We start from the raw sequence: 22,858 nt of genomic DNA, 5'->3' as shown, positions 1-22,858 counted from the left end.
CCCTCCCTCAAGCCACTGTCACGGACGTGGTTTCGATGACGTTGCGCATGTAGCCCGCCGGATTGAACACCGCCTTCTCGGGCTGCACCTTGCCGCCATTGCTGGTGGCCCGCACTTTCAACTCGTGCACGCCCGCCGACAGCTTCACCGGCAAGGTCCACTCCCGGAAGGAATAGTTGCCGAGATCCTTGCCGAGCTTCGCCGCCTTCCAGCTCTTGCCGCCATCGGTGGACACATCGACCTGCTTGATGCCGGTGCCGCCGTCGAAAGCAATGCCTCTGAGGGTGATATTGCCGGATTTCAGCTTCGCGCCGCTCTGCACGCTGGTGATGAACGAGCGGACGGTGAAGCGATTGATCGGCACGGTCGCCTTCGGCGCGGTGCCGGGCTCGACGCAGGCGCACTCGTTGTCGGGAATGCGGTACGCCGTCTTCATCCAGAAATTATCGTAGACCTTGTCGATGACGGTGATCTCGTTGAGATGCTTGACCCAGTAGGTGCCGTAATAGCCCGGCACCACGAGGCGTAACGGAAAGCCGTTGAGCATCGGCAGATCTTCGCCGTTCATCGAATAGGCCAGCATTACCTCGCCATTGGTCGCGACGTCCAGATCCAGCGCCTTGGCGAAGTCCGGCGTGGTGTCCATCACCGGGCCGTCGAGGCCGCCAAACACCACCTGCTTGGCGCCGGCCTGCACGCCGGCCTTTTCCAGCACCGCCTTGAGCGGCACGCCCTTCCAGCGCGCGTTGCCCATCGCGCCATTGCCGGACTGGCCGCCCGCAACCCGCGGATCGGAGAAGGCACGGCTGTTGCCGGAGCATTGCGTCACGGCGACGATGGTTTTCGAAGGCATCTTCTTGAGGTCGGCCAGCGACAGCTTCAGCGGCTTGTCGACCTTGCCTTTGACGTCCACCGTGAACTTGGCGGGATCGATCTCCAGCGGAATTCCGGCGAGATGATACCGGACGAAGAAAGCATCGTTCGGCGTGATCACGCTTTCATTGAACACCGAGAACGGCGTCTCCAGTTGCGGAGGCCGGCTCGTCTGCACGATCATGGTTCGTTTTTGAGGGAACTTGCCGAGCGGTCTGGTGCCATTTCCGAATGGCAGCGTGACGGTTTCCTCGGCGAAAGCGAGCGTCGACTTACCCAGCAGGCTCGTGCCTGCCAGCAATGCGACGCCGCCCTGGAGCACAGAGCGTCGGTCGATCATTGTCTTCCTCCCAAGGGACATATTCCCTTGGGAGAATTGAGCCACGAGATTTCAAAGTGTTCCAGACATTAATTCCGCAAACCGGAATTCTCGCCTTACGACATTTGTCGTACAAGAACCCCGACGGATTTTGCAGGAACTTATATCGCCTGCGTCACCAGCTTGGTGTTCAGATAGGCCTCGACGGCCTCGATGCCGCCTTCGGAACCATAGCCGGAATCCTTGATGCCGCCGAACGGCAGTTCCGGCAGTGCGATGCCATGATGGTTGATGCTGACCATGCCGCTTTCGATGTCGCGGCCGAGACCTGCCATGGTTTTCGCCGAGGTCGTGTAGGCATAGGCCGCCAGACCGTACGGCAGGCGGTTGGCCTCGGTGACCACCTCATCATAATCGGAGAAGCGGTTGATCATGGCGACGGGGCCGAACGGCTCCTCGGTCATCATGCGCGCCGAAAGCGGTACGTCCGTCAGCACCGTCGGCTTGAAGAAATAGCCGCGATTGCCGATCCGCTCGCCGCCGGTCGCCACCTTGGCGCCACGCGAAGTGGCATCCGCAACCAGCGTTTCCATCGCCTCGATCCGGCGATTGTTGGCGAGCGGCCCCATCCGCACGCCCTTCTCCATGCCGTTGCCGACCTTGAGGTCCTCGGCGGCCTCCACGAAGCCGTCGAGGAATTGCTGATAGACCTTTTCCTGCACCAGGAAGCGCGTCGGCGCGACGCAGACCTGACCGGCATTGCGGAACTTGTTGGCGGACAAAATCTTCACCGCCTGCGCCACGTCGGCATCGTTGAACACCAGCGCGGGCGCATGTCCGCCCAATTCCATCGTCACGCGCTTCATGTGGCTGCCAGCCATGGCCGCCAGTTGCTTGCCGACGGCGGTGGAGCCCGTGAACGAGATTTTCTTGATGACCGGATGCGGGATCAAATAGGAGGAGATTTCAGCCGGAATGCCGAACACGATATTGACGACGCCCGCCGGAATACCGGCATCGGCAAACACGCCGATCAAGGCGGCGCAGCTTGCCGGGGTTTCCTCCGGCCCCTTCAGGATGACCGAACAACCCGCCGCCAATGCCGCCGAGACCTTGCGGACGGCCTGATTGAGCGGAAAATTCCAGGGCGTGAACGCGGCTGCAACGCCGACCGGCTCCTTCACCACCATCTGGGTCACGTTCGTCGCCCGCGCCGGAACGAGGCGTCCATAGGTGCGGCGCGCTTCCTCCGCGAACCATTCGATGGTGTCGGCGGCACCCGCCGTCTCGGCCCGGGATTCCACCACCGGCTTGCCCTGCTCCAGAGTCATCAGGGTGGCGATGGTGTCGGCCCGCTCGCGCAGCAGCTCCGCAGCGCGGCGGATCAGCTTCGAGCGATCAAGTGCTCCGACCTTGCGCCATACCTCGAACCCGCGCTGCGCCGCGGCCAGCGCCTCGTCGAGATCCGCCTGTCCGGCATGCGCAAGCGTGCCGATCGTCTCCTCCGTGGCCGGGTTCAGCACCGGCAGGCGCGGTTTGCTTCCGTCGCGCCAGCGTCCGTCGATGAAAAGCTGGGTGTCAGAGTATGAGGTCATCGGCAAAGTCCTTGTACGGAAGGAAACGGAGCGTGCCGTAGCACGGAAAGGATGCAGACGCATAAACTAAGGCCGCTTCCGCAACAAACCACTCCCGAAATGGCAGACGGGCCATGCACCGCCCTCTTTCCAAATACCTGATATCCCTGCCGGTATCCTGACGTGCCTGGATGCGGGGATTCCGCGCAGATTTGATAATCGCCTTGCGGCGCAGGCGGAAAAGCGGCAGGTTGAGGTACTAAAGAACCTCCGATTCTCTCAAGGCTATCAAGGGGTACGATCTCTGGTTCGATATAAAACAGGCCACCGAGACAGGCCTGTATTTCTCTGTTGCGCAGCATCCTGAGGGATGCAAGTGGGGGCGCGCTTTCTAGGGATTCGGTCTTGGTTATCCTAGGCTACATCTATCGCTTCGCCTCGAACTTCGCGTTCCTGGCGCTGGTTTATCTTACCCTGAATTTTTTGAGCAAATACAGCGAGCGATCGATCATTGCCTTTCTGGTGCTGGTTTATTCCTCAATGAGGATCGTCTCCACGATCCGGCAATTCATGTTCTTTCAGAAAATCGAACGTCTCGAAAACGACGCGAAGGCCGGCAGCGCCGAGGGATCGACACGCCGGCAATCCGCGCGGGAAGTCGGGCGCCTGCGCCACGAGGGCGAGCTCAAGTCCTATATAGACTTGCTGTTCCTGACCCTGATTGTCCTGCTATGCGCCTCGAAGATCCTGACCAGCTAGCAGCCGTAAAGCGTCAGCTCGTGAGCGAGGCGGGTGCCCGCTCGCGCCAGCGATTGAGGAACAGAATTTCGGCCTCCGCTTCCGCGCGCGACAGGCCCGTGCCGAACGGCAGGAAGGACTGCTTGGCCCTGTAAAGCGGATCGTCGTCCGGCGGCGGCAGATAAGCCTTGATGGCATAATAACCGGCCGCAATGATCAGCGCGCCAGCCATCATGCCGCCCAGCAACCCGAGCCAGAATGTCCGATTGTCCATTTTCGTCCCCGCCAGCGGACGATAATCCAGCCTCCCGCGCGATGTAAATCACGGGTCGGGCGATATATTTTAGCGGATCATATCCTGTGTTAATTGCAGCCGGGCTCGAACTGTTGCAGCGAGAGGGGCAACGCCCCTACTCGACCGCCTTCGGCACCACGCTTTCGACGATGGACGCATCGAGCGCCTCATAGTCATGCAGGCGGATCGTGGCGTAAAGCTCGGCGCGGGTCTGCATATCGGGGACCATCGCCTTGGTCGTGCCGTCACGTTTCAGGGTTGCGTAAAGCTTCTCCTGCGCTTTGTTGGCCACCCGCAGCGACGACACCGGCCAGATCACCATCTTGTAACCCATCGCCTCGAACTCGGCAGCCGTGAAGAACGGCGTGCGGCCGAACTCAGTCATGTTGGCGAGAAGCGGCACGCCCGGCATCCGCTTGGCGAATTCCGTAAACATCTCGCGCGAATTCAGCGCCTCCGGGAAGATCGCATCCGCACCGGCTTCCATATAAAGTTTCGCCCGCGCCACCGCGCCATCCATGCCCTCGCTCGCCGCCGCATCGGTGCGCGCGATCAGGTAAAGATGACGGCGCGCCTTGGCGGCGGAAGCCACCTTCGCGGCCATGTCGCGCGCGTCGGCAAGCTTCTTATCGTTGAGGTGGCCGCACTTCTTGGGCAGCAACTGATCCTCGATGTGGACCGCGCCCGCGCCCGCATCCTCGAACGTCCGCACCATGTGCATGACGTTGAGCGCTTCGCCATAACCCGTGTCGCCATCGACCAGCACCGGCAGACCGGACGCGCGCGCCACCTGACGCACGAAGAACGACACCTCATCGACGGTGATCATGCCGAGATCGGGCAAGCCCATCGAGGCCGTCATCGCCGCACCGGAGAGATAAAGCGCCTCGAAACCGGCATCTTTCGCCTGCAATGCAGCCTGACCGTTATGAGAACCCGGAATTCCCAAAATCTGCGGGCGATTGACCAGCGCGCGGAAACGTTCGCCCGCGGGGCGATCAGACAGTTCAGCGCCGACAAGATAGGTCATGGTCTCTCCTTACGCTGCCTTGGTCTTGGCGGCTTTCTTGCCGCGCTGGCCGATCGGCACGAATTTCAGATTTTCCGGGCCGACATAATTTGCCGACGGACGGATGATCTTGTTGTCGATGCGCTGCTCGATGATATGCGCCGACCAGCCCGAGGTGCGCGCGATCACGAACAACGGTGTGAACATCGCCGTTGGAACGCCCATCGCGTAATAGGACGCCGCGCTGAACCAGTCGAGGTTGGCGAACATCTTCTTGGTCTCGGCCATCACCGCCTCGATGCGGTCGGCGATCTCGAACATCCGCAAGTCGCCACGCTCGGCGGAGAGTTTATGCGCGACGTCCTTGATGACCTTGTTGCGCGGATCGGCGACCGTATAGACCGGATGACCGAAACCGATCACCACTTCCTTTGCCTCAACCCGACGACGGATATCCGCCTCCGCTTCATCGGCGTCGGCATAACGCTGCTGGGTCTCAAACGCGACTTCGTTGGCGCCGCCGTGCTTGGGGCCACGCAGCGCGCCGATCGCACCGGTGATCGCCGAATACATGTCGGAACCCGTGCCCGCGATGACACGCGCAGTGAAGGTGGAAGCGTTGAATTCATGTTCGGCATAAAGAATGAGCGAGGTGTGCATCGCGCGCTCATGCGACGCCGATGGCTTCTTGCCATGCAGAAGATGCAGGAAGTGCGCACCGATGGAGTCGTCGTCGGTCTCGACGTCGATCCGTTTGCCGTTGTGCGAGAAGTGATACCAGTACAACAGCATCGACCCCAGCGAGGCCATCAGCCGGTCGGCGATATCTTTCGCGCCGGGCTGATTGTGATCGTGCGCCTCCGGCAGCACGCAGCCGAGCGCCGAGACGCCGGAGCGCATCACGTCCATCGGATGCGCCGCCGCCGGGATCTGCTCAAGCGTGTTCTTCACCGCCGCAGGCAATCCGCGCATCGCCTTGAGCTTCGCCTTGTAGGACGCAAGCTCCGCCACGGTCGGAAGCACGCCATGAACCAGAAGATAGGCGATTTCCTCGAATTCGCAGGTCTCCGCCACGTCAAGAATATCGTAGCCGCGATAATGCAGATCGTTGCCGGTGCGGCCGACGGTGCACAGCGCGGTGTTGCCGGCCTGCACGCCGGACAGTGCCACCGACTTCTTCGGCTTCGGGGCGGAATTCGTTTCCATCGTATTTCCTTCCTTTTTGTTTCTGGCGCCCGCGACAGGCCGCAATGCGGTCCGGGGGCGCCATTATTTTGAATTCGTCTCGGGCGCGCGTGCGCCTGTGCGTTACTTCGCGCGCCAGTCGAAGATGCCGTGATGCGACGGCTTGCCGAGCCGCGCCGCATCGACCGTGAACGACAGTTGCGCGAGATCGCCAGCCTTCAGCGAGGTCAACTGCTCGACAGCGGCGATGAAGCGGTCCTGCTCCTTCGCAGCTACGATGCCTTCCGCCAGCGTGCGGAACTTCTTGATGTAGTCAGGCCGCGTGAATGGACGCGCGCCGAGTGGATTGGCATCCGCGATGGCGAGTTCGTCCTCGATCACCTTGCCGTCGTTGAGCGTGACCACGACCTTGCCGCCGAACGCCTTCTCCTTCGGGTCCTGGCTGTGGTAGCGGCGCGTCCACTCCTTGTCCTCGACGGTCGAGATCTTGTGCCACAGCGCCACGGTGTCCTTGCGCTGCGCGCGCTCCGGCGCATAGGAGCGCTCATGGTGCCAGCCGCCGTCCTCGAGCGCCACGGCGAAGATATACATAATGGAGTGGTCGAGCGTTTCGCGGCTCGCCTTCGGGTCCATCTTCTGCGGATCGTTGGCGCCGGTGCCGATCACATAATGGGTGTGATGGCTCGTATGAATGACGATGCTCTTCACCTTCGACAGATCGCCGATCTTCGGACCCATGCGGCGCGCGAGGTCGATGAGCGCCTGGCTCTGATATTCCGCCGAGTGTTCCTTGGTGTAGGTCTCGAGAATGGCGCGCTTCGGCTCGCCCTTCTCCGGCAGCGGCACGACATACTCCGCTTTCGGACCGGACAGCAGCCATGCGATGAAACCGTCCTCGCCCTCCCATGCGGGCGACGGCGCGCCTTCGCCGCGCATCACGCGGTCCACCGCCTCGATCGCCATCTTGCCCGCGAAGGCGGGGGCATAAGCCTTCCAGCTCGAAATCTCGCCCTTGCGCGACTGCCGCGTGGTGGTGGTGACATGCAGCGCCTGTTGCACGGCCTGATAGATCGTCTCGGTCGGCAGCTTCAACAGCGTGCCGATGCCCGCAGCAACAGATGGACCGAGATGGGCGATGTGGTCGATCTTGTGCTCGTGCAGGCAGATGCCCTTCACGAGGTTGACCTGAATTTCATAGCCGGTGGCAAGGCCACGCACGAGATCGGCGCCAGACAGGTTGGTGTGCTGCGCCACCGCGAGGATCGGCGGAATGTTGTCGCCGGGATGCGAGTAGTCGGCGGCAAGGAAAGTATCGTGGAAGTCGAGCTCCCGCACCGCGACGCCGTTCGCCCACGCCGCCCATTCCGGCGACACCCGCCTGTCGGTCGCAAGACCGAAGATCGTGGCACCGGGCGAGAACGGATGGGCCTGCGCCTGCTCACGCGCGCTCACCACCGGATGGCGCGATAGCGAAGCCGCCGCGACCGAAGCATTGTCGATGATGCGGTTGCCGATCATCTCGACGACGGCGGGCTCAACAGCAACTGGATCGGCAGCGACTTCGGCGATCTTCCAGGCCAACTGGTCGGCACGCTGGAGATGTTCGGCGGACTTGTAGGTACGGACGGAGTGGCTCTTCACGTGTCGCTATCCTTGGTTGCGTTATTCTGATTCGTCGGGATCGATCCGGACCGGACGCCCCTGCTCGTTGACCGCGACCATCTCGAACTGCCCGCGCACCGCTGTCCGGTGCTGCTTGGTTGCGAGATCCTCACGGATGATTTCGACCGAGACCGTCATTGAACTTGTACCCGCACGCGCAATACGCGCTACGATCTCGATCAATTCACCGACCTTGACCGGCTGGAGAAAGTCGACTTTTTCGGCCGTCGCCATCACCACATTGCGGCCGGCGCGGCGCGCACCCGCGACGAAAGCCGCTTTCGCCATCAGGCTGAGCGCGCTGCCCGCGAACAAAGTGCCGTAATGATTGGAATGCTCGGGAAAGACCACTTCAAGCAGTCGCGTCTCGCCCGAGGCGGAAGCGTCGGCTGGCGGCTGGTGACTGGAACCCCGGTTGCTCATTGTGCGGGGACACTAGCCACACCTGCCGCCATTTGAAAACGACGAAGAAAGTCTAGGCCCGATCCGCGCCGGGCCTAATCTGCCTGTATTTTCAATAAAACAGGCGAGGTCTCCGACTTTTTCAGCACACCCATGCCGAGCCGGGGAGCGAGAATCCGTCCGATCCCGGCCGCTTCCGCTCGATGTTTCAGACTACGAGACATTTACGCATGCAAAGGGCCGGAGGATCGTTCCTCCTGTTCATCGATTCTCGCGCAGATCAGCGGTCGATTTATACCGGCGTCAGGCCATCGTGTTCAAACGCGCGGGGCCGGCAGAGTGCCCGCGATATGCCGGGCCATATCGAGCAAGGCCCCGGTGAGAGGACTCATCGGGTCCCGGTGGACCGTCACGAGACCGATCGAATGCACATTCTCCGGCTCCACGATCGGAATCGCGCGAACCCGATCGGTGAGGCCAAGTGTCTCAGCCAGAAGTGCCGGCATAATGCTCGCCCAGCGTCCGGAACGGACATGGGCGTAGAGCACGATCATCGAATTGGATTCCAGGGTGGTGGACACCGTCACGCCGGCCTTGAACAGCATCTGGTCGATGATCCGTCGGTTCTGCATATCGGGCGTCAGCAGGCACAGCGGAATCTTGCCGACCTCCGCCCAGGTGACCGTCTTCCGGTCACCCAGCTCGCTGTCCGGCGAGGTCAAGAGCCGATATTGCTCCAGATATAGAGGTTCGCGATCGAGCTTTCCGAGCGGCTCGTTGTCGAGGTAGGTCAGCCCGGCATCGATCTCCAGATTCTCCAGCATCCGCAGAATGTCGATCGAGGTGCGCGACAGGATGGTGAATTTCACGCCCGGATGGCGGGCGCGGAATGGCGTGGTCAGCGCCGCCGTCATCGCGAGCGCGGTCGGGATCGCGGCCAGCCGCACATGACCGCTCAGGCCATGCTTGACGGTCTCGATGTCCTCGCGCATCGCGCGCGCATCGCCGACGATCCGGCGCGCCCACGCCAGTACCCGCTCGCCCTCCGGGGTAAAACCCTGAAAACGCGAGCCGCGGTTGACGAGCAGCGTGCCGAAGGAATCCTCGAGTTGCTTGATCGCCGCCGATAGAGTCGGCTGGCTGACATTGCTGATCTCGGCGGCACGGCCAAAGTGCCGCTCGCTCGCGAGCGCAATCAGGAATTCGAGCTTGTCGATCATCCGGTCGGCCGCCCCGCTCCACCATCAGCCATTGAAATAGCTAATATATTTGAGAAAATTGCGATGACCGGTGGGCAGTACGCCGCACGATCACTTTTTCAAATTATGCGATTGGAGTTGGCATAGTCTCAATATGAATTATTGAACCTAACTCCTGAAAACTGCACAGGATTTACGAATATTCCTGACAATCTGCGGGGCCGCTCCCCTGGCACCGCGTCGTTTTTCAGAACAAGACGGTAGCTTTAGCCCGAATACGGAATGCCTAGCCATGAATACCATCATCAAGGAACTCGGCCCCTCCCGCTTTCTCGATGGCTTTCGCGACATCGACGCCGACCTTGGCGATGGGGTCACTATTCACGCGGCCATCGCCGGAAATGGCCCTCCTCTCCTGTTGCTGCACGGCCATCCTCATACGCACATCACCTGGCGGAAGATCGCCCCGCTGCTCGCCCATCGCTTCAGCGTGGTTGCCGCCGATCTTCGCGGCTACGGCGACAGCAGCAAGCCTGCGAGCAGCGCCAGCCACATCGAATATTCAAAACGGGTGATGGCTCAGGACCAGATCGACCTGATGCGGGCGCTGGGACATTCGCAGTTTTCCGTTGCCGGCCACGACCGCGGCGGCCGGGTCGCGCACCGCATGGCGCTCGACCATCCCGACGCGGTGACGCGCATTGCCGTGATGGACATCGCGCCGACCGCCACGATGTACGCCCTGACCGACATGGAATTCGCCAGACGATATTTCTGGTGGTTCTTCCTGATCCAGCCCGAGCCGCTGCCGGAACGGCTGATCGCTGCCGATCCGGAATACTTCCTGCGCACCCATCTCGACGGACAAACAAAGCTCCCGGGTGCAACCGAGCCTGAAGCCTTTGCCGAATATCTGCGCTGCTACAGCGATCCGGAGTCGCGCCACGCCATCTGCGAGGATTATCGCGCGGCCGCGACCATCGACCTGCAGCACGATGCGGCAGATGCCGACAAACGCATCACCGTGCCGCTGCTGGCACTCTGGGGCGGACGCGGCACCGTCGGCGCGCTCTACGACGTGCTTGCGACATGGCGCGACAAGGCAATTCATATCGAAGGGCGCGCGCTCGATTGCGGTCACACCTTACAGGAAGAACTGCCCGACGAAACCTTCGTCGAACTCAACCGCTTCTTCGCGGGCTAGATCGCGATCGCGATGTAAACCGACACCGTTACGATCGACAGGATCGTCGAGATCAGAATGGTGGTGGACGTGATACCGGCTTCCCGCCGGTACAACTCCGCGAGCATGAAAGGGCCGGTTCCGGTCGGCAACGCCGCCAGCAGCACCGCTGCATGGGTGAGGAAAGGCGACAGCTTGAACACCTGCGTCGCCAGCACCCAAGCGATCACCGGGTGAACCAGCAATTTGAGACCGACAAACAATGTCGCCGTGCGCGCATCGGCCCCCGCGCCCTCACGCTTTTCCGCCAGAAACAAACCGAGCGTCACCAGCGCGCAAGGCGCGGCAGTCGCGGCAAGCAGCTTGACGAAATGATCGAGCGGCTCCGCGATCGTCACGCCGGTCATCGGAACCAGCGCCCCGAGCGCTGGCGCAACCAGCAGCGGATTGCAGATCAGCGAGCGAGCGACCTTCAGCGCCACCAGATGCGGCCTGCCTTGCGGCTGCAACCCGATCTCGATCAGAACAATGGCGACGGCAAACACCACGCAGACGGTGATAATGCAGGCGATCGTGGTCGGCGCCATCGCCTCCTGCCCGAGCACGAGAAGCGCCAGCGGGAATCCCATGAAGCCCGTATTGGCATAGCCCGCATTGAGACCGTCGATGGCGGCATCGGCCAGATGACGCGGCTTGCGATAGCGCAGCGCCACCGCCAGCGCGAACACGATCAGGCTGCTCAATCCGAATACGCCGATGAAGCCGGGCTTCCAGATATCGCTCCAGCCCGCATGCGCGATCACATCGAACAGCAGCGCGGGCAGCGCGAGATAGACCACGAAGCGATTAAGCTCCGAAGTCGATTGCGGACCCAGCACGCCAAGGCGGCGCACCAGCCACCCCGTGAAGATCAGCGCAAAGACAGGAAAGACGACGACAAGTGCGGACAGCATGCTCGACCGGTCAACAGCACCGCACCCAATCTGCGGCGGGCGATAAGACCATATTTCCCGTGCCTTTCAACACAGCCGCCTGCATTCCCCATAAGACTTTCGTGAACTTTAGCCTGCCATCCGGGTAATCCTTCCCGCAGCTATGCAGATCAACCGTTGGCACCTTCCGTCCCTGCATAGGAAACCATCGTCCGCGTTGTTGAAAGCCACATGATATGCTTGAGCTAATGTCTTGATGGACAAATCGACGCCCAGTTCGACAACCGATACCGACCCGGCCATGACACCTGCGACGGCCCCTGCGATGACATGGACCGAGCGCGGTACCAGCACGTATCGCCGAACCTCGATCGCGCTGTTCCTGGCGGGCTTCGTTACCTTCACGCTCGTCTATGATGTGCAGCCGCTGCTGCCGGAATTCGCCACCGATTTTCAGGTCAGCGCCGCCACAAGCTCGCTGGCCTTATCGGTTACGACGGCCGCGCTCGCCATCGCGATCCTGTGCGCGGGCGCGGGTTCCGAGATGTTCGGACGGCGCGGCCTGATGTTCGCCTCGATGTGCGTCGCTTCCCTCTTGAATATCGCCCAGGCGATCGTGCCGGACTGGCAGAGCCTGCTCGTGATTCGCGCACTGGAAGGAATCGTACTCGGCGGCGTCCCGGCCGTGGCGATGGCCTATCTCGCCGAGGAGATCCATCCCAAGGGACTTGGACTCACGATGGGCCTGTATGTCGGCGGCACGGCTTTCGGCGGCATGGCCGGGCGCGTACTCAGCGGCATCATCGCGGAATACACATCCTGGCGCTGGTCGCTCGGCATCATCGGCGCCATTGATCTTCTGATGACCTTCGCGTTCATCGTCCTGCTGCCGCCGTCACGCAACTTCGAGCGCCAGTTGAAGTTCGACGCCGGCTATCATCTGCAAGCGTGGGCCGGCCATCTGAAACACTCCGGCCTGCCCTACGTGTTCATGATCGGCGGCCTCTCCATGGGCGCTTTCGTCACGGTCTACAATTACGCGGCCTTCCGGCTGGTCGGCCCGCCATATGAGCTCAACCAGACTCAACTCGGCGCGATTTTCGCGGTGTATCTGTTCGGCATTGTCGCCTCCTCGACCGCCGGCGCGATGGTGGATCGCGTGGGGCGCGGCCCTGTCCTCATCACGGGCCTCGCCATCATGCTGGCCGGGATCGCCGCCACGCTCCTGCATCCCCTGTTCTGGGTGATTACAGGCATCGCGCTCGTCACCATCGGATTTTTCGTGTCCCATTCCGTGGCGAGCGGCTGGGTCGGGCGCATGGCCGCCAACACCAAGGGACACGCCGCATCGCTGTATCTTCTTGCGTACTACACGGGCTCAAGCATCGCCGGATGGGTAGGTGGATGGTTCTGGGCCGTCGAGGGCTGGCTTGCCGTTGCGGCATTTACAGGGCTGCTGATCGCGGGCGCGCTCGCGGCAGGACTCCATCTGGCGCGGACACACCCCGGCTAGCGCCTTTCGCACCAAGCGTTATTGGCGCAGCTTGATGACGCTCTCGGGCTTCGGGGCAACCACCCTGTCGGACGGCGCAAGGCTGGTATCCTCGAAATAAAGCAGCACACGGTTACGGCCGGAGCGTTTCGCATCGTAGAGAGCCGTATCGGCCTGCCGCAACAAAGCAATGATATCGGTGTCGCTGTCGCCACCGGCGATGCCGGCGCTCACCGTGACTACGAAACTTCCGGATGACGAGATGAACTGCTGGCCGGCAAAGCTTTCACGCACCCGCTCGGCGATTTGCGTTGCCTGGTCCATCGTCGTCTCCGACAAGATGATCACGAACTCCTCGCCACCGAGACGCGCAGCCAGATCCCCGTCCCTGACATTGGCGGCAAGCAGGCTCGCGAATGTCTGCAACACCGTGTCGCCGACCTGATGGCCATGGCGATCGTTGACCTGCTTGAAATGGTCGATATCGAAGACCGCGACGGCGACAGAGCCACGCAGGCGCAAGGAACGTTCAAACAGCGCGCGGCGGTTGAACAATCCCGTCAGCGCATCGGTTTCGGCTTCGCGTTGATGATGCCGGGCGATCCGGACCTGATTCAACGCCAGCGATAAGGCGCCCAGCCCGCCGATGCTGGTGATCGACATCACGAGATTGATGTTTTCCGCCCAGCCGGACGGCGCGCGATGCATGATCCATTCGCCGTGATGGAGCAGCACCACCGCGCACAACACGAAGGACAAGCCCGTCAGGGCATACAACACCGAGAGAAGCAGAATCAGCAGCGGCGCCTCTGCCCGCCAGCGCCAGTACTCCCATGCCGTGAGCAGCATCATCGCGGCCGCGCAGAGGTTCAACACGATGTATGAGATGCCGTCATATCCCTCAAGCATCGGAAGAGACATGAGCCCGATCGACACGCCCGCCGTGGCGGCAACCAGCCGTACCGGCAATTGGCCCGTCTGGAATTGATAGGCCGATCCCAGAAACAGAGCCAATCCGATCAGCAACGCCGAAAAGGCGATCACGCCGACGACCGGCGAAAATTCCAGTACGAAATTCCGGTAAAAAAACAGGCTGACAGCAAGACAGGACACGCCGATGCCCCACGTCATCAATTCGCGATCGGCACGCGACACGACCCAGCTCACGAAAAACGTGAAAGCAAGCCCGGTGCTGCAAAAGATCAGCGCGACAAGAAGGGAATTGTAATCGAGCACAACCGTTCCGCGTCCAGAGAAGGTCCCCGGAAACAGTCATGGCGATTCGTGATTAAGAGAACACTTAATGCAGTGCAGCACCCGCTCGCAGGCCTAACGGAAGCTGAATCCGACCATTAAAATGGTAACCAGTCTGTTTCAGCGCGGTCTGCTCGCCCGCACTACAGCCTATACGCCTCTCGCGCCGCGTGCGGGCCTGCGGCGTTCATGGAACCACGGCCGATATTTCATCATCTTGGCGCGCTGCGCTTCCGGCGCGTGCTTCTTGCAGGTCGACGCCTCCTCGCTGTTCGCCGGAGCGCCCCATCGCAATTCGACGCAATCGTTCAGATTGTAGGCCATTTCCAGTTCGGGAGCGCGATCGACGACTTCCTTCACCGTCAGCGTCCATGGCGAACCATCGCTGCGCGTATAGGTGAACTTGCGCGATGCAAGCTCGGTCGCCAGCGCGCTCTGCAACTCGGCCTTCACCTGAGCGACAGTCTTGTCCTTCGGCATCGCATATCGCTCGGGCCGCCGCGCGACGTGGTCCGGGAATCCGCGCGCCACGTCGATGGCGATCAGCATCCGCAGATCGCGCGACGGCGTGGCGAAGTCTTCCCATGCGCCGGACGTCTCGAAGATCGACGCGCCATCCGGCATCGCCCCGACGCCTTTGCCACTGTCCAGGAACTTGCGGCCGTTCTCCACCGAGGTCACGCGCGCCTGCGCTTGTTCGTCGAGTGCCGTGACGACTTCCTTCATCGCGCGCAGGGGATCGAGCGGCGCGGGCGACATCACGTCATCCATGCGATCGTAGAACGCATCGACCGATAATTTCGACGGCTCGGAAGAATAATTGCCGTATTGCGGGTTGCTCGCGATCTCGCTGTTTGTGAGGCGATGCAGATTGCCGTTGCGCTCGCGCACAATGGGACGAAACCGCTTGAAGCCCGGCCCCGCAGTGTGATCCTGCGCATACAGGAAATTGCCGCGCCAGAACCGCTTGATCGCAACGGTCCCGTCCGGCTGGGCATCGGCTGCGAGCAGCACGCCCGCCGCGTCGTTGGTCTGCGCAACCCGCTTGGTCAGCATCAGGATATGCCCGAAAGGATCGGCGTAGATCGTACCCGGAGGCAATGCATCCTGCGTCAGCGGCACGGGATAATAGTCGGTGTTGTTGTCGGTCGCTGCGGTCCGGCTTGATCCCGAATGCACGGCATCGCCGATCACCGTGATGTACTTGCCGAATGATGCCGCGAGGCCAAGCCGCTTCGGGGACTCCGCCGCAGGCGCGCCAGCCGCCGGCTCACCGGCCGCGGCCTGCTGACCGGAATTCGGCTGCTTCGCTGCTTCGAGGTTCTGGATATTGAACCATTGCGTACAGGTCGGCGCCTTGGTCGCGGTGCCGCGCGAGCAGCGCGAATAGCCGAACGGCAATCCCAGCTTGAACGCGAAGTATGCGCGCAGGAAGTATGGCATGTCCGCGCAATCGGGATGGAACACCATCCCCATCTCGTCCTCTCCGAGGTCGAGATAGTTGAACAGCACGTTGCGCGAGCGATCGCGCAGCACTTCATGCAGCGCCTTCCATGACGGCGGCGAATCCAGCGGCGCGTCGAACAGTTTTTCGATCCAGGCCGAGTACAGGTTTTCCGTTCCGCGATTCCATGTGTCATGAATCGGCCATATACTTCCCGCCGCCGCGCTCGGCCGTGGTGGCCGCTCGGACCGGACCGTGATCTCGCGCGTGATCGTTTCGCAGCCGGGTGACGCGTGATCGCGGGCAAGCTTCGCGTGCCACGTTCCCGCAACCGGCGTCGCAACTTCCGCAATCCAGAAATAAGGCGGGCCGCCCTGTTGCTGCCCGGATTTAGCCGCGACGCTTCCGTCGGGCGCGATCAGCGACAACTCGCCCCTGGTTTGCTTCTCGGCGGCGAACATCACCCGCAGCGGCATGCCCTTCCACGGCATGGCAGGCGCCGCCAGCACAGCAAGATTTGTACCCTCCGCGCACGCAGCGGCTGTTTGAGCCTGCACTGGCGAGGATAAGGCAGAGAAGAAGGAGACGCCCGCAATCAGCAGGGACGCAGTCGCGACAATAGCAATCCGGCGTTGCGCAAACATCGAGTCTCCCCGCACGCTGTCAGCATGGTGGCCGGATATTGCGAAAAGCCGGGTGGCAAATCCACCTTTATGTTCGACGGAACGTCATATTCACAGCGGCGGAAGGAACTTGGAGCTTCCACCGCTTGAGCCTAATTGCCGTTTCGGATCAAGCTCATGTCGATCGGAGCGGCAAATCCGCCCTAGTTGGGCCGCCACTTCAGGAGCCGGTTCTCGATCGCCGTCACCACCGCATCCAGAATAAGGGCGGAGATGGTCAGGATCGCGATGCCCGCGAACACCGTGTTGACGTCGAACACGCCCTCCGCCTGAAGGATCAGGTAGCCGACGCCAGCCGACGAGCCGAGATATTCGCCCACCACCGCGCCAACGAATGCCATGCCGACCGAGGTATGCAGGCTGGAAAACACCCAGCTTGTCGCGGACGGCAGATAGACCGTTCGCAGAAGCTGCTTGCGTGTCGCGCCCAGCATCCGTGCATTGGCCAGCACTACAGGACTCACTTCCTTGATGCCCTGATAGACGTTGAAGAACACGACGAAGAAAACCAGCGTCACGCCCAGCGCGACCTTCGACCAGATACCGAGGCCGAACCACAGCGCGAAGATCGGCGCGAGGATCACGCGCGGCATCGCGTTCATCGCCTTGATGTAGGGATCGGACAATGCCGAGGCCGTCGGGCTCAACGCAAACCACAGGCCGCAGATCAGCGCGAGAACCGCGCCGATGAAGAAGCCAAGCACCGTTTCAGTCAGCGTGATTCCCAGATGATAGAAGATGTCGCCCGAGACGACCCAATCCACCATGGTGCTAAACACGACAATCGGCTCGCCGAAGAAAAATTTCGGCATGATGCCGGTTTCCGTCAGCGCATACCAAAGACACAGCAGGCCCACGAACAGGAGCGCCTGAAAGATCCGAAGCATGCCAGGTGAACGCGCCGCGAAGCTTGCAGATGGCGCGGCCTGGTTGTCAGCGTTTGCTTTGGGCATAGCCTTTAAGAACCTCTTCTTTCATCACATCCCATATCTCGCGATGCAGATCGACGAACTGCTTGGTGTGACGGATCTCGGACACATCGCGCGGGCGTGGAAGATCGATGGTGAACTCCGCGATGGGGTGCGTGCCGGGGCCTGCCGACAGCACCACGACACGATCCGACATCGAGATCGCCTCTTCCAGATCGTGTGTGATGAACAGCACCGACTTCCGGTTCGCCGCCCACAATGTGAGCAGCTCGTTTTCCATCAGCACGCGCGTCTGCGCGTCGAGCGCGGAGAACGGTTCATCCAGCAGCACGATCTTTGGATCGAGAACCAGCATCTGGGCCAGCGAAACACGCTTGCGCATGCCGCCGGACAATTGATGCGGATAACGATCCTCAAAGCCTGCGAGGCCGACCGTCTTCAGCCAGCCCATGGCGCGTTCATGCGCTTCCTTTTTCGGAACGCCGCGATATTCGAGACCGACCATGACGTTCTGCAACGCCGAGCGCCACGCCATCAGAGACTCGGCCTGAAACATGTATCCGGCGTCTCTATTGATGCCCTGCAACGAGGTTCCGAAAATCTCGATCGCGCCGCTCGTCGGCTTGAGCAAGCCTGCAGCGACGTTCAGCAAGGTGGATTTCCCGCACCCTGTCGGCCCCACGACCGAGACGAATTCGCCATCGAGGATGTCGAGAGACACATCCTTCACGGCTGTGTACGGCTCGGCCGAACGCTTGCCGGCGTTGCTTGCGAAACAGCATGTCACGTTTCGGAACGTGACTGCCGGGGCGGCGTTCACCGCCCTGGCGCTGGTCATCGTTTTCATCTGTACGACACCCATTGTCATCCTGTTCGGATTCTAACGGAATCAATCAGTTTGTCTTGGCGGAAGCAGCCTTCACGAACTTATTCGTAAACGTCTGATCCAGTTCGCCTTTGGCCGCCTCGATGTTCTTTACATACGGGCCAAGAGCGGAGAACGCCATCTGCGCGCTGTTATCGGGGAATACGCCGTCGGAGGAATAGGTGTCCTTCAGATTCGCCAGAATCTTCTTGGTGACTTCCGGGTCCGGCTGGGAGAACTGCTTGGGCATCACCGCGATGATCTGTTCCGGGGTAGCCTTGCTCATCCACTTTAGTGTCCGCACCATGGCGTTGGTCAGCGCCTGCACGGTGTTCGGGTTCTTCTTGACGAACTCCTGATAGCTCACCAGCGCGGCGCAGGGGTACGGCCCGCCGTAAACTTCGGTGGAGCCTTTCTCGTGGCGCGCATCGGCGATGATAACGATATCGCCGGCCTGCTCCAGAATTCCCAGCACTGGATCATTGTTGGCAATCACGTCCAACTGCCCTGCGCGGACGGCCGCCACCGCTGTCGGACCCAATCCGACGCTGACGGTCGACACGTCGCTTGCCTTCACGCCTTCCTTGGCAAGCCACAGCTTGAGGAACATGTCGCTGCCCGAGCCGGGCGAGGAAACGCCGACACGCATGCCCTTGAGATCCTGAGCACCTTTATAGGAAGCAGCTTTGGATTTGCTGATGCCAACGGCGTAGTCCGGCAGACGGCCCTGCAACACGAAGGCCTGCAACGCCACTTTCTTGGCGCGAAGCTGGACAACATGATCGTAAGCGCCGCTGATGACATCGACGCTGCCGCCGACGAGCGCTTCCAGCGCCTTGCCGCCCGAGCCGAGATCGACGACATCGACATCGAGACCTTCCTGCTTGTAGTAGCCAAGACCTTCGGCAACCATCGTTGGCAGGAAGAAGAAGCCATTCTTGCTGCCCACACCAATGCGGACATGCGTGGTCTCAAGATTCTTCACGGGCTCCGCAGCCGCCGTCTGAGACAGCGAAAACCCGCCCGCGATGATCGTGGCGCAAGCCAAGCCCATTTTCAGATAGTTTTTCATCGTCCGTTTCCTCACCCTGTTTACGCCCGGTTTCTTCTTTTTATGACGCGCTTACTCTTGGAATTGTCCGCGTCACGCCGCGGACTGCGTCTCTCCCACATCGATGCCAGCCTCAGCGAGGGTTTGCTGAAGCAGCCTGGTATCCAGCTTCGACGGTGAAACATCGTTCTTCGCGGCCAGTGCCGCAGCAGCGCCCGCCACTTGACCGGTGACGAGGCAGCAATATTGCGCGCGCGACCACATATCGGCGTCGTGCGTCGCGGACAGCGCACGTCCACCAATGGTCATCCCTTCAACGCCGTTCGGCACCAGCACCCCAAACGGAATCTCGAACCATGTGAGATGCGTTGTGCCGGTCCGATACACAGCATCGGTCGCCGCGCCCTCGCCGCCATCGGCCTTGTGCCAATCGCGGCCTTCCGCCATGTGTCGCCAGATGCGCGCAACGCTGTCTGGATAGGTCGACAGCGCCATCATGTCCTCCTGCTTGAGCAGATGCGGCCCGCGCACCCGGCGCGTTTCGCGCACGCCAACCGTCGGCGACGAATCGAGCACGTAGGAATCCTCGAATCCCGGAATGTTCTTCTTGATGACCGCGAACAGCTTACGGTTCTGCGCACGCGCTTCCATATCGGCGCGCGTCAGGTCCCAGGCACTCGTTCCGTCCACATTATAGACGCGGGAATTGTTGACGGTGACGACGCCACGGTCGACGCTGACGCCTTCGAAACGGATGTAATGGATTTCATCCGGCAATTCACCATTAGCGCGCGCACGATCGACGATGTCGAAGAAGCCGGACATCCGGACCAGGCCCTTGTCGAGGTCGAGGATGTGAAAATTTGGATCGGCGGTGAAATTCTTCGGGTCCTTGCGGCAGAATTCCACCGCACGCTTCACATCGACGCCGCCGAGCCGGAACAGCACGCTCATCGGCCGCATTTTCTCGTCCTTCTCGCGGCCTTTGACGAATTCGGCGCCGGACGCCGCGGCGATATCGGCATCTCCCGTGCAATCGACCACGGTCTTGGCGAGAATGGCCTGTCGGCCCGACTTGTTCTGGATGATGACGCCACGAATGCGATTGCCATCCATGATCGGTTCGACGACCCAAGTATAGGTGAGGATCTCGACGGATGCTTCGCGAAGCAGATCCATCGCGACTTCCTTGAAGGCTTCCGGATCGAACGGAAAGGTCGGCCCGCTGGTGACGCCGGCTCCGCGATCGGTCAGCGCACCGGCGATTTCCCTGGCGACACCGGTCATCTTCGCAAACGGCACGTTCCAGGTATTCATGATGACCGCGGTCGCCGCCCCGCCGAGAAAGGCGTTGCGCTCGATAACCATCGTCTTCGCGCCGGTGCGCGCAGCGCCAAGCGCCGCGCCAACACCCGACACGCCACCGCCGCAAATCAGAACATCGACTTCACGAACGACCGGCGTGGCGCGCGCAGGCTCCATCACCTCATTGGCTCCCGCCCGCATCGCAATGGTTCCTTGCATTTTACTCTCCCTTACAACGGGGCCTATGCCCTCTTGCTTGTTGAAACGCTATGACCCCAACCGAAATGCGAGCAGCGTGCTTTCATATGAGGATCGGATGTGATGGCGCGCGTTGCGCTCGGCGAGATCGGAATCCCGGGCGACGATCGCGTCCAGAATGGCGCGATGCTCGCTCGTCGATTCATCGCGGCGTCCCTTGATGTCGCGCAACTGGCTGACGCGCGTCATGCTGATCTGGGCCTTGAGCGAATCCAGAATTTTCGTGAGCCGCTTGTTGCGGCCGACCTCGACGATCCGGTTATGGAATTGATCACCCAACTGGACCAGTTCTTCCCAGTCCGACGTTTCCGTATAGGCTGCGTGGATACCTTCCAGTTCTCCGATTTCAGCCGCCGTCGCGTTCTTCGCCGCACAGGCTGTTGCAAAACCTTCAAGACTTTCGCGCAACTCATAAAGTTCGCGCACGTCCTGCAGCGACCAGCGCGGAATGAGAAAGCCGCGACCGGGCATCGAGTCGATAAAACCTTCGCGGGCGAGCACCTGAAGCGCCTCGCGCACCGGCGTGCGGCTCATGCCGAGCCGTTCAGCCAGATGCACCTCATAAAGCGCCTCTCCCGGCGGGTGTTTGCCGCTCAGGATCGCCTCGCGCATCTTCCGGTAGGCTTTCGTGGCCAAACCATTTGACTTTTGCATCGCGCCCGACTTTATGCATACCTTGTGTATACACACAGTCTACACAACGGCGGCCGATGTCAAGCGGTCGTTGGAATCTCAAGTGCGGCGAAGTGCCGGGGAATGAAACAGAGAGGGTATGAGATGCGGCAGATCGAAGAACCGGCACGGCAAATTCCAGTTCTGATGAACGCGGATATCGTCGTGGTCGGCGGCGGCACGACCGGCCCGCTCGCCGCCATTGCGGCCGCCCGTCAGGGAAAAAGCGTTGTCCTGATCGAGCGCTTCGGCTCTCTCGGCGGCAATCTGACTCTGGGATTGAACACAAAGCCATCCGGCTCGCTGCTTGGCGGCTTGCCGCTGGAAATCTGGAATCTCGCCCGCTCGACGGGCGCGGCCGGCGACGATTACATCGCCAAGACCAAAACCGGCGGCGTTACCATCGCTTCTCCCTGCGATCCCGAAATCATGAAGATGTTGCTGACGCGGCTCTGCGCCGATGCAGGTGTGCAAATTCTGTTCGAGACGCTCGTCTCCCGGCCTGTGATGGAAGGTAACACCATCATTGGCGTCGTGGTCGAGAACAAGGCTGGCCGCTCCTTCATCGGCGGAAAAGTCGTGGTCGATTGCTCCGCCGACGGCGACGTGGCAGCCGCCGCAGGCGCGCCTTTCACAATGGGTTCGGGCGAGGACGGTCGCGATCTGAAAATGCAGCCGGTCGGCATGTACTTCACCATGGCGGATGTTGATCTTCACGCGCTGGCCCGATGGGCTCGAACCACCGATGACGTTCCCGCGCAGGCCATTCCCGAGACCGACGACAAACTCGATTACGGGCTCTGGCTCACCGGCTTCAACAAAACCGTCAAAGCCTACAAAGACAGGACCGGCATCGACCTGCCACGTGAGAACATCACGCTGAAAACCGCGAACGGTCTGATGTACGTGAACGCCACCCGCGTTCTGGATGTCGATGTGTTTTCGCCGGTCGAGTTCAGCGCCGCCATCATCGATTGCTACCGGCAGATCGAGGAATATGCGCGCTTTCTGATCGCATGCGTGCCCGGCTTCGAGAAGGCGCGTATCTCGCAGATATCGCCCGTGCTTGGCGTACGCGAAACCCGCCACATCCAGGGCGAATACACCCTGACCGCCGACGACGTGCTGAAGGGCACGCCGTTCGACGATACCATCGCGGTCGATGTCTCTGCCTTCGACGTTCACGCGCCGAAAGGCGAGGATGTCGATTTTCAGGGGCTGAAGCCTTACGAGATCCCCTATCGCTGCATGGTCCCGATGGGAGTCGAGCAATTGCTCGTGGCAGGCCGCTGCATCTCGGCAGATCACGTTGCGCATGGCCGCTCGCGCAATATGCCCGCCTGCATGGCCACGGGTCAGGCCGCGGGTTTCGCCGCAAGCATCGCCGTCAGCTCAAACACGACGGTACGCAATGTTTCGATGGATGGCCTTCAGGCCCTGTTGCGAAAAGCCGGAATGCCGCTGCACGCCAGCGACCTTCCGCAATAAACGAAGGGGCGGCTCTTTCGAGCCGCCCCTTTTTAAAGCCCTTGAT

Annotated in this window: 20 protein-coding genes; 4 read left to right on the top strand and 16 right to left on the bottom strand. The window is 61.3% G+C overall.

The genetic code is table 11. The features are described 5' to 3' along the window. Positions 1 to 7: 7 nt before the first annotated feature. Complete coding sequence (sorA, locus tag AFIDRAFT_RS14425) at positions 8 to 1,213, bottom strand: SorA family sulfite dehydrogenase catalytic subunit (protein WP_009340261.1); 1,206 nt, start codon at positions 1,211 to 1,213, stop codon at positions 8 to 10. 140 nt (positions 1,214 to 1,353) lie between these two features. Continuing rightward, positions 1,354 to 2,787, bottom strand: coding sequence for an NAD-dependent succinate-semialdehyde dehydrogenase (locus tag AFIDRAFT_RS14420; RefSeq protein WP_009340260.1), 1,434 nt, complete (start codon positions 2,785 to 2,787; stop codon positions 1,354 to 1,356). 384 nt (positions 2,788 to 3,171) lie between these two features. Between AFIDRAFT_RS14420 and AFIDRAFT_RS14415 the strand changes: the two genes are divergently transcribed. Then, the gene (locus AFIDRAFT_RS14415; RefSeq protein ID WP_009340258.1) at positions 3,172 to 3,525 is read left to right on the top strand and encodes a hypothetical protein; all 354 of its coding nucleotides are present in this window, start codon (positions 3,172 to 3,174) and stop codon (positions 3,523 to 3,525) included. A 13-nt stretch (positions 3,526 to 3,538) separates the two neighbouring features. Here the strand turns inward: AFIDRAFT_RS14415 and AFIDRAFT_RS14410 are convergent, their stop codons facing one another. The 6 genes from AFIDRAFT_RS14410 to AFIDRAFT_RS14385 all read right to left on the bottom strand — a co-directional run bounded on the left by AFIDRAFT_RS14410 (position 3,539) and on the right by AFIDRAFT_RS14385 (position 9,277). Beyond that, on the bottom strand, positions 3,539 to 3,778 hold the full coding sequence (locus AFIDRAFT_RS14410) for a hypothetical protein (RefSeq protein ID WP_009340257.1): 240 nt from the start codon (positions 3,776 to 3,778) through the stop codon (positions 3,539 to 3,541). Positions 3,779 to 3,914: 136 nt separating this feature from the next. Continuing rightward, entirely contained in the window at positions 3,915 to 4,829 is a 915-nt protein-coding gene (gene prpB / locus AFIDRAFT_RS14405) for a methylisocitrate lyase (protein WP_009340256.1), read from the bottom strand. A gap of 9 nt (positions 4,830 to 4,838) precedes the next feature. Next, complete coding sequence (gene prpC / locus AFIDRAFT_RS14400; RefSeq protein ID WP_009340255.1) at positions 4,839 to 6,014, bottom strand: bifunctional 2-methylcitrate synthase/citrate synthase; 1,176 nt, start codon at positions 6,012 to 6,014, stop codon at positions 4,839 to 4,841. Between the two features lie 102 nt (positions 6,015 to 6,116). Continuing rightward, the gene (locus tag AFIDRAFT_RS14395) at positions 6,117 to 7,634 is read right to left on the bottom strand and encodes an MmgE/PrpD family protein (RefSeq protein WP_009340254.1); all 1,518 of its coding nucleotides are present in this window, start codon (positions 7,632 to 7,634) and stop codon (positions 6,117 to 6,119) included. A gap of 21 nt (positions 7,635 to 7,655) precedes the next feature. Then, entirely contained in the window at positions 7,656 to 8,078 is a 423-nt protein-coding gene (locus AFIDRAFT_RS14390; protein ID WP_009340253.1) for an acyl-CoA thioesterase, read from the bottom strand. A gap of 296 nt (positions 8,079 to 8,374) precedes the next feature. Beyond that, positions 8,375 to 9,277, bottom strand: coding sequence for a LysR family transcriptional regulator (locus tag AFIDRAFT_RS14385; protein WP_009340252.1), 903 nt, complete (start codon positions 9,275 to 9,277; stop codon positions 8,375 to 8,377). A 271-nt stretch (positions 9,278 to 9,548) separates the two neighbouring features. On the opposite strand from AFIDRAFT_RS14385, the gene AFIDRAFT_RS14380 reads away from it, so the two are divergent. Then, positions 9,549 to 10,460, top strand: a complete 912-nt coding sequence (locus AFIDRAFT_RS14380; RefSeq protein ID WP_009340251.1) for an alpha/beta fold hydrolase — start codon at positions 9,549 to 9,551, stop codon at positions 10,458 to 10,460. Here the strand turns inward: AFIDRAFT_RS14380 and AFIDRAFT_RS14375 are convergent. Next, a complete protein-coding gene (locus AFIDRAFT_RS14375; protein ID WP_009340250.1) occupies positions 10,457 to 11,392 on the bottom strand; it encodes an AEC family transporter in 936 nt (311 codons plus the stop codon). The genes AFIDRAFT_RS14380 and AFIDRAFT_RS14375 overlap by 4 nt on opposite strands. Positions 11,393 to 11,627: 235 nt before the next feature. Between AFIDRAFT_RS14375 and AFIDRAFT_RS14370 the strand changes: the two genes are divergently transcribed. After that, positions 11,628 to 12,884, top strand: coding sequence for an MFS transporter (locus AFIDRAFT_RS14370; RefSeq protein ID WP_009340249.1), 1,257 nt, complete (start codon positions 11,628 to 11,630; stop codon positions 12,882 to 12,884). An 18-nt stretch (positions 12,885 to 12,902) separates the two neighbouring features. Here the strand turns inward: AFIDRAFT_RS14370 and AFIDRAFT_RS14365 are convergent, their stop codons facing one another. The 7 genes from AFIDRAFT_RS14365 to AFIDRAFT_RS14335 form a co-directional block, all read right to left on the bottom strand. Beyond that, positions 12,903 to 14,099, bottom strand: coding sequence for a GGDEF domain-containing protein (locus AFIDRAFT_RS14365; protein WP_009340248.1), 1,197 nt, complete (start codon positions 14,097 to 14,099; stop codon positions 12,903 to 12,905). A gap of 168 nt (positions 14,100 to 14,267) precedes the next feature. Continuing rightward, positions 14,268 to 16,205 (bottom strand): hypothetical protein, encoded by a 1,938-nt coding sequence (locus AFIDRAFT_RS14360; protein WP_009340247.1) that lies wholly within the window; start codon positions 16,203 to 16,205, stop codon positions 14,268 to 14,270. Positions 16,206 to 16,387: 182 nt separating this feature from the next. After that, positions 16,388 to 17,197: an ABC transporter permease gene (locus tag AFIDRAFT_RS14355; RefSeq protein ID WP_009340246.1), complete on the bottom strand. Its 810-nt coding sequence runs from the start codon at positions 17,195 to 17,197 to the stop codon at positions 16,388 to 16,390. Further along, the gene (locus AFIDRAFT_RS14350) at positions 17,178 to 18,035 is read right to left on the bottom strand and encodes an ABC transporter ATP-binding protein (protein ID WP_009340245.1); all 858 of its coding nucleotides are present in this window, start codon (positions 18,033 to 18,035) and stop codon (positions 17,178 to 17,180) included. Before AFIDRAFT_RS14350 ends, AFIDRAFT_RS14355 begins: the two co-directional genes overlap by 20 nt. 31 nt (positions 18,036 to 18,066) lie before the next feature. After that, positions 18,067 to 19,110 carry an ABC transporter substrate-binding protein gene (locus AFIDRAFT_RS14345; protein ID WP_009340244.1) on the bottom strand — a complete coding sequence of 348 codons (1,044 nt, stop codon included), beginning with the start codon at positions 19,108 to 19,110 and terminating at the stop codon, positions 18,067 to 18,069. A gap of 72 nt (positions 19,111 to 19,182) precedes the next feature. Continuing rightward, complete coding sequence (locus tag AFIDRAFT_RS14340) at positions 19,183 to 20,613, bottom strand: FAD-dependent oxidoreductase (protein ID WP_009340243.1); 1,431 nt, start codon at positions 20,611 to 20,613, stop codon at positions 19,183 to 19,185. A gap of 48 nt (positions 20,614 to 20,661) precedes the next feature. Continuing rightward, positions 20,662 to 21,288: a GntR family transcriptional regulator gene (locus AFIDRAFT_RS14335; protein ID WP_244469126.1), complete on the bottom strand. Its 627-nt coding sequence runs from the start codon at positions 21,286 to 21,288 to the stop codon at positions 20,662 to 20,664. Between the two features lie 120 nt (positions 21,289 to 21,408). Between AFIDRAFT_RS14335 and AFIDRAFT_RS14330 the strand changes: the two genes are divergently transcribed. Continuing rightward, positions 21,409 to 22,812, top strand: a complete 1,404-nt coding sequence (locus tag AFIDRAFT_RS14330) for an FAD-dependent oxidoreductase (RefSeq protein WP_245258187.1) — start codon at positions 21,409 to 21,411, stop codon at positions 22,810 to 22,812. Positions 22,813 to 22,858 lie beyond the last annotated feature (46 nt).

The sequence above is a fragment of the Afipia sp. 1NLS2 genome (genome assembly GCF_000178995.1).
In the GTDB taxonomy this organism is placed as follows: Bacteria; Pseudomonadota; Alphaproteobacteria; order Rhizobiales; family Xanthobacteraceae; genus Afipia.
This window is presented reverse-complemented; position numbering and strand designations above follow the sequence as displayed.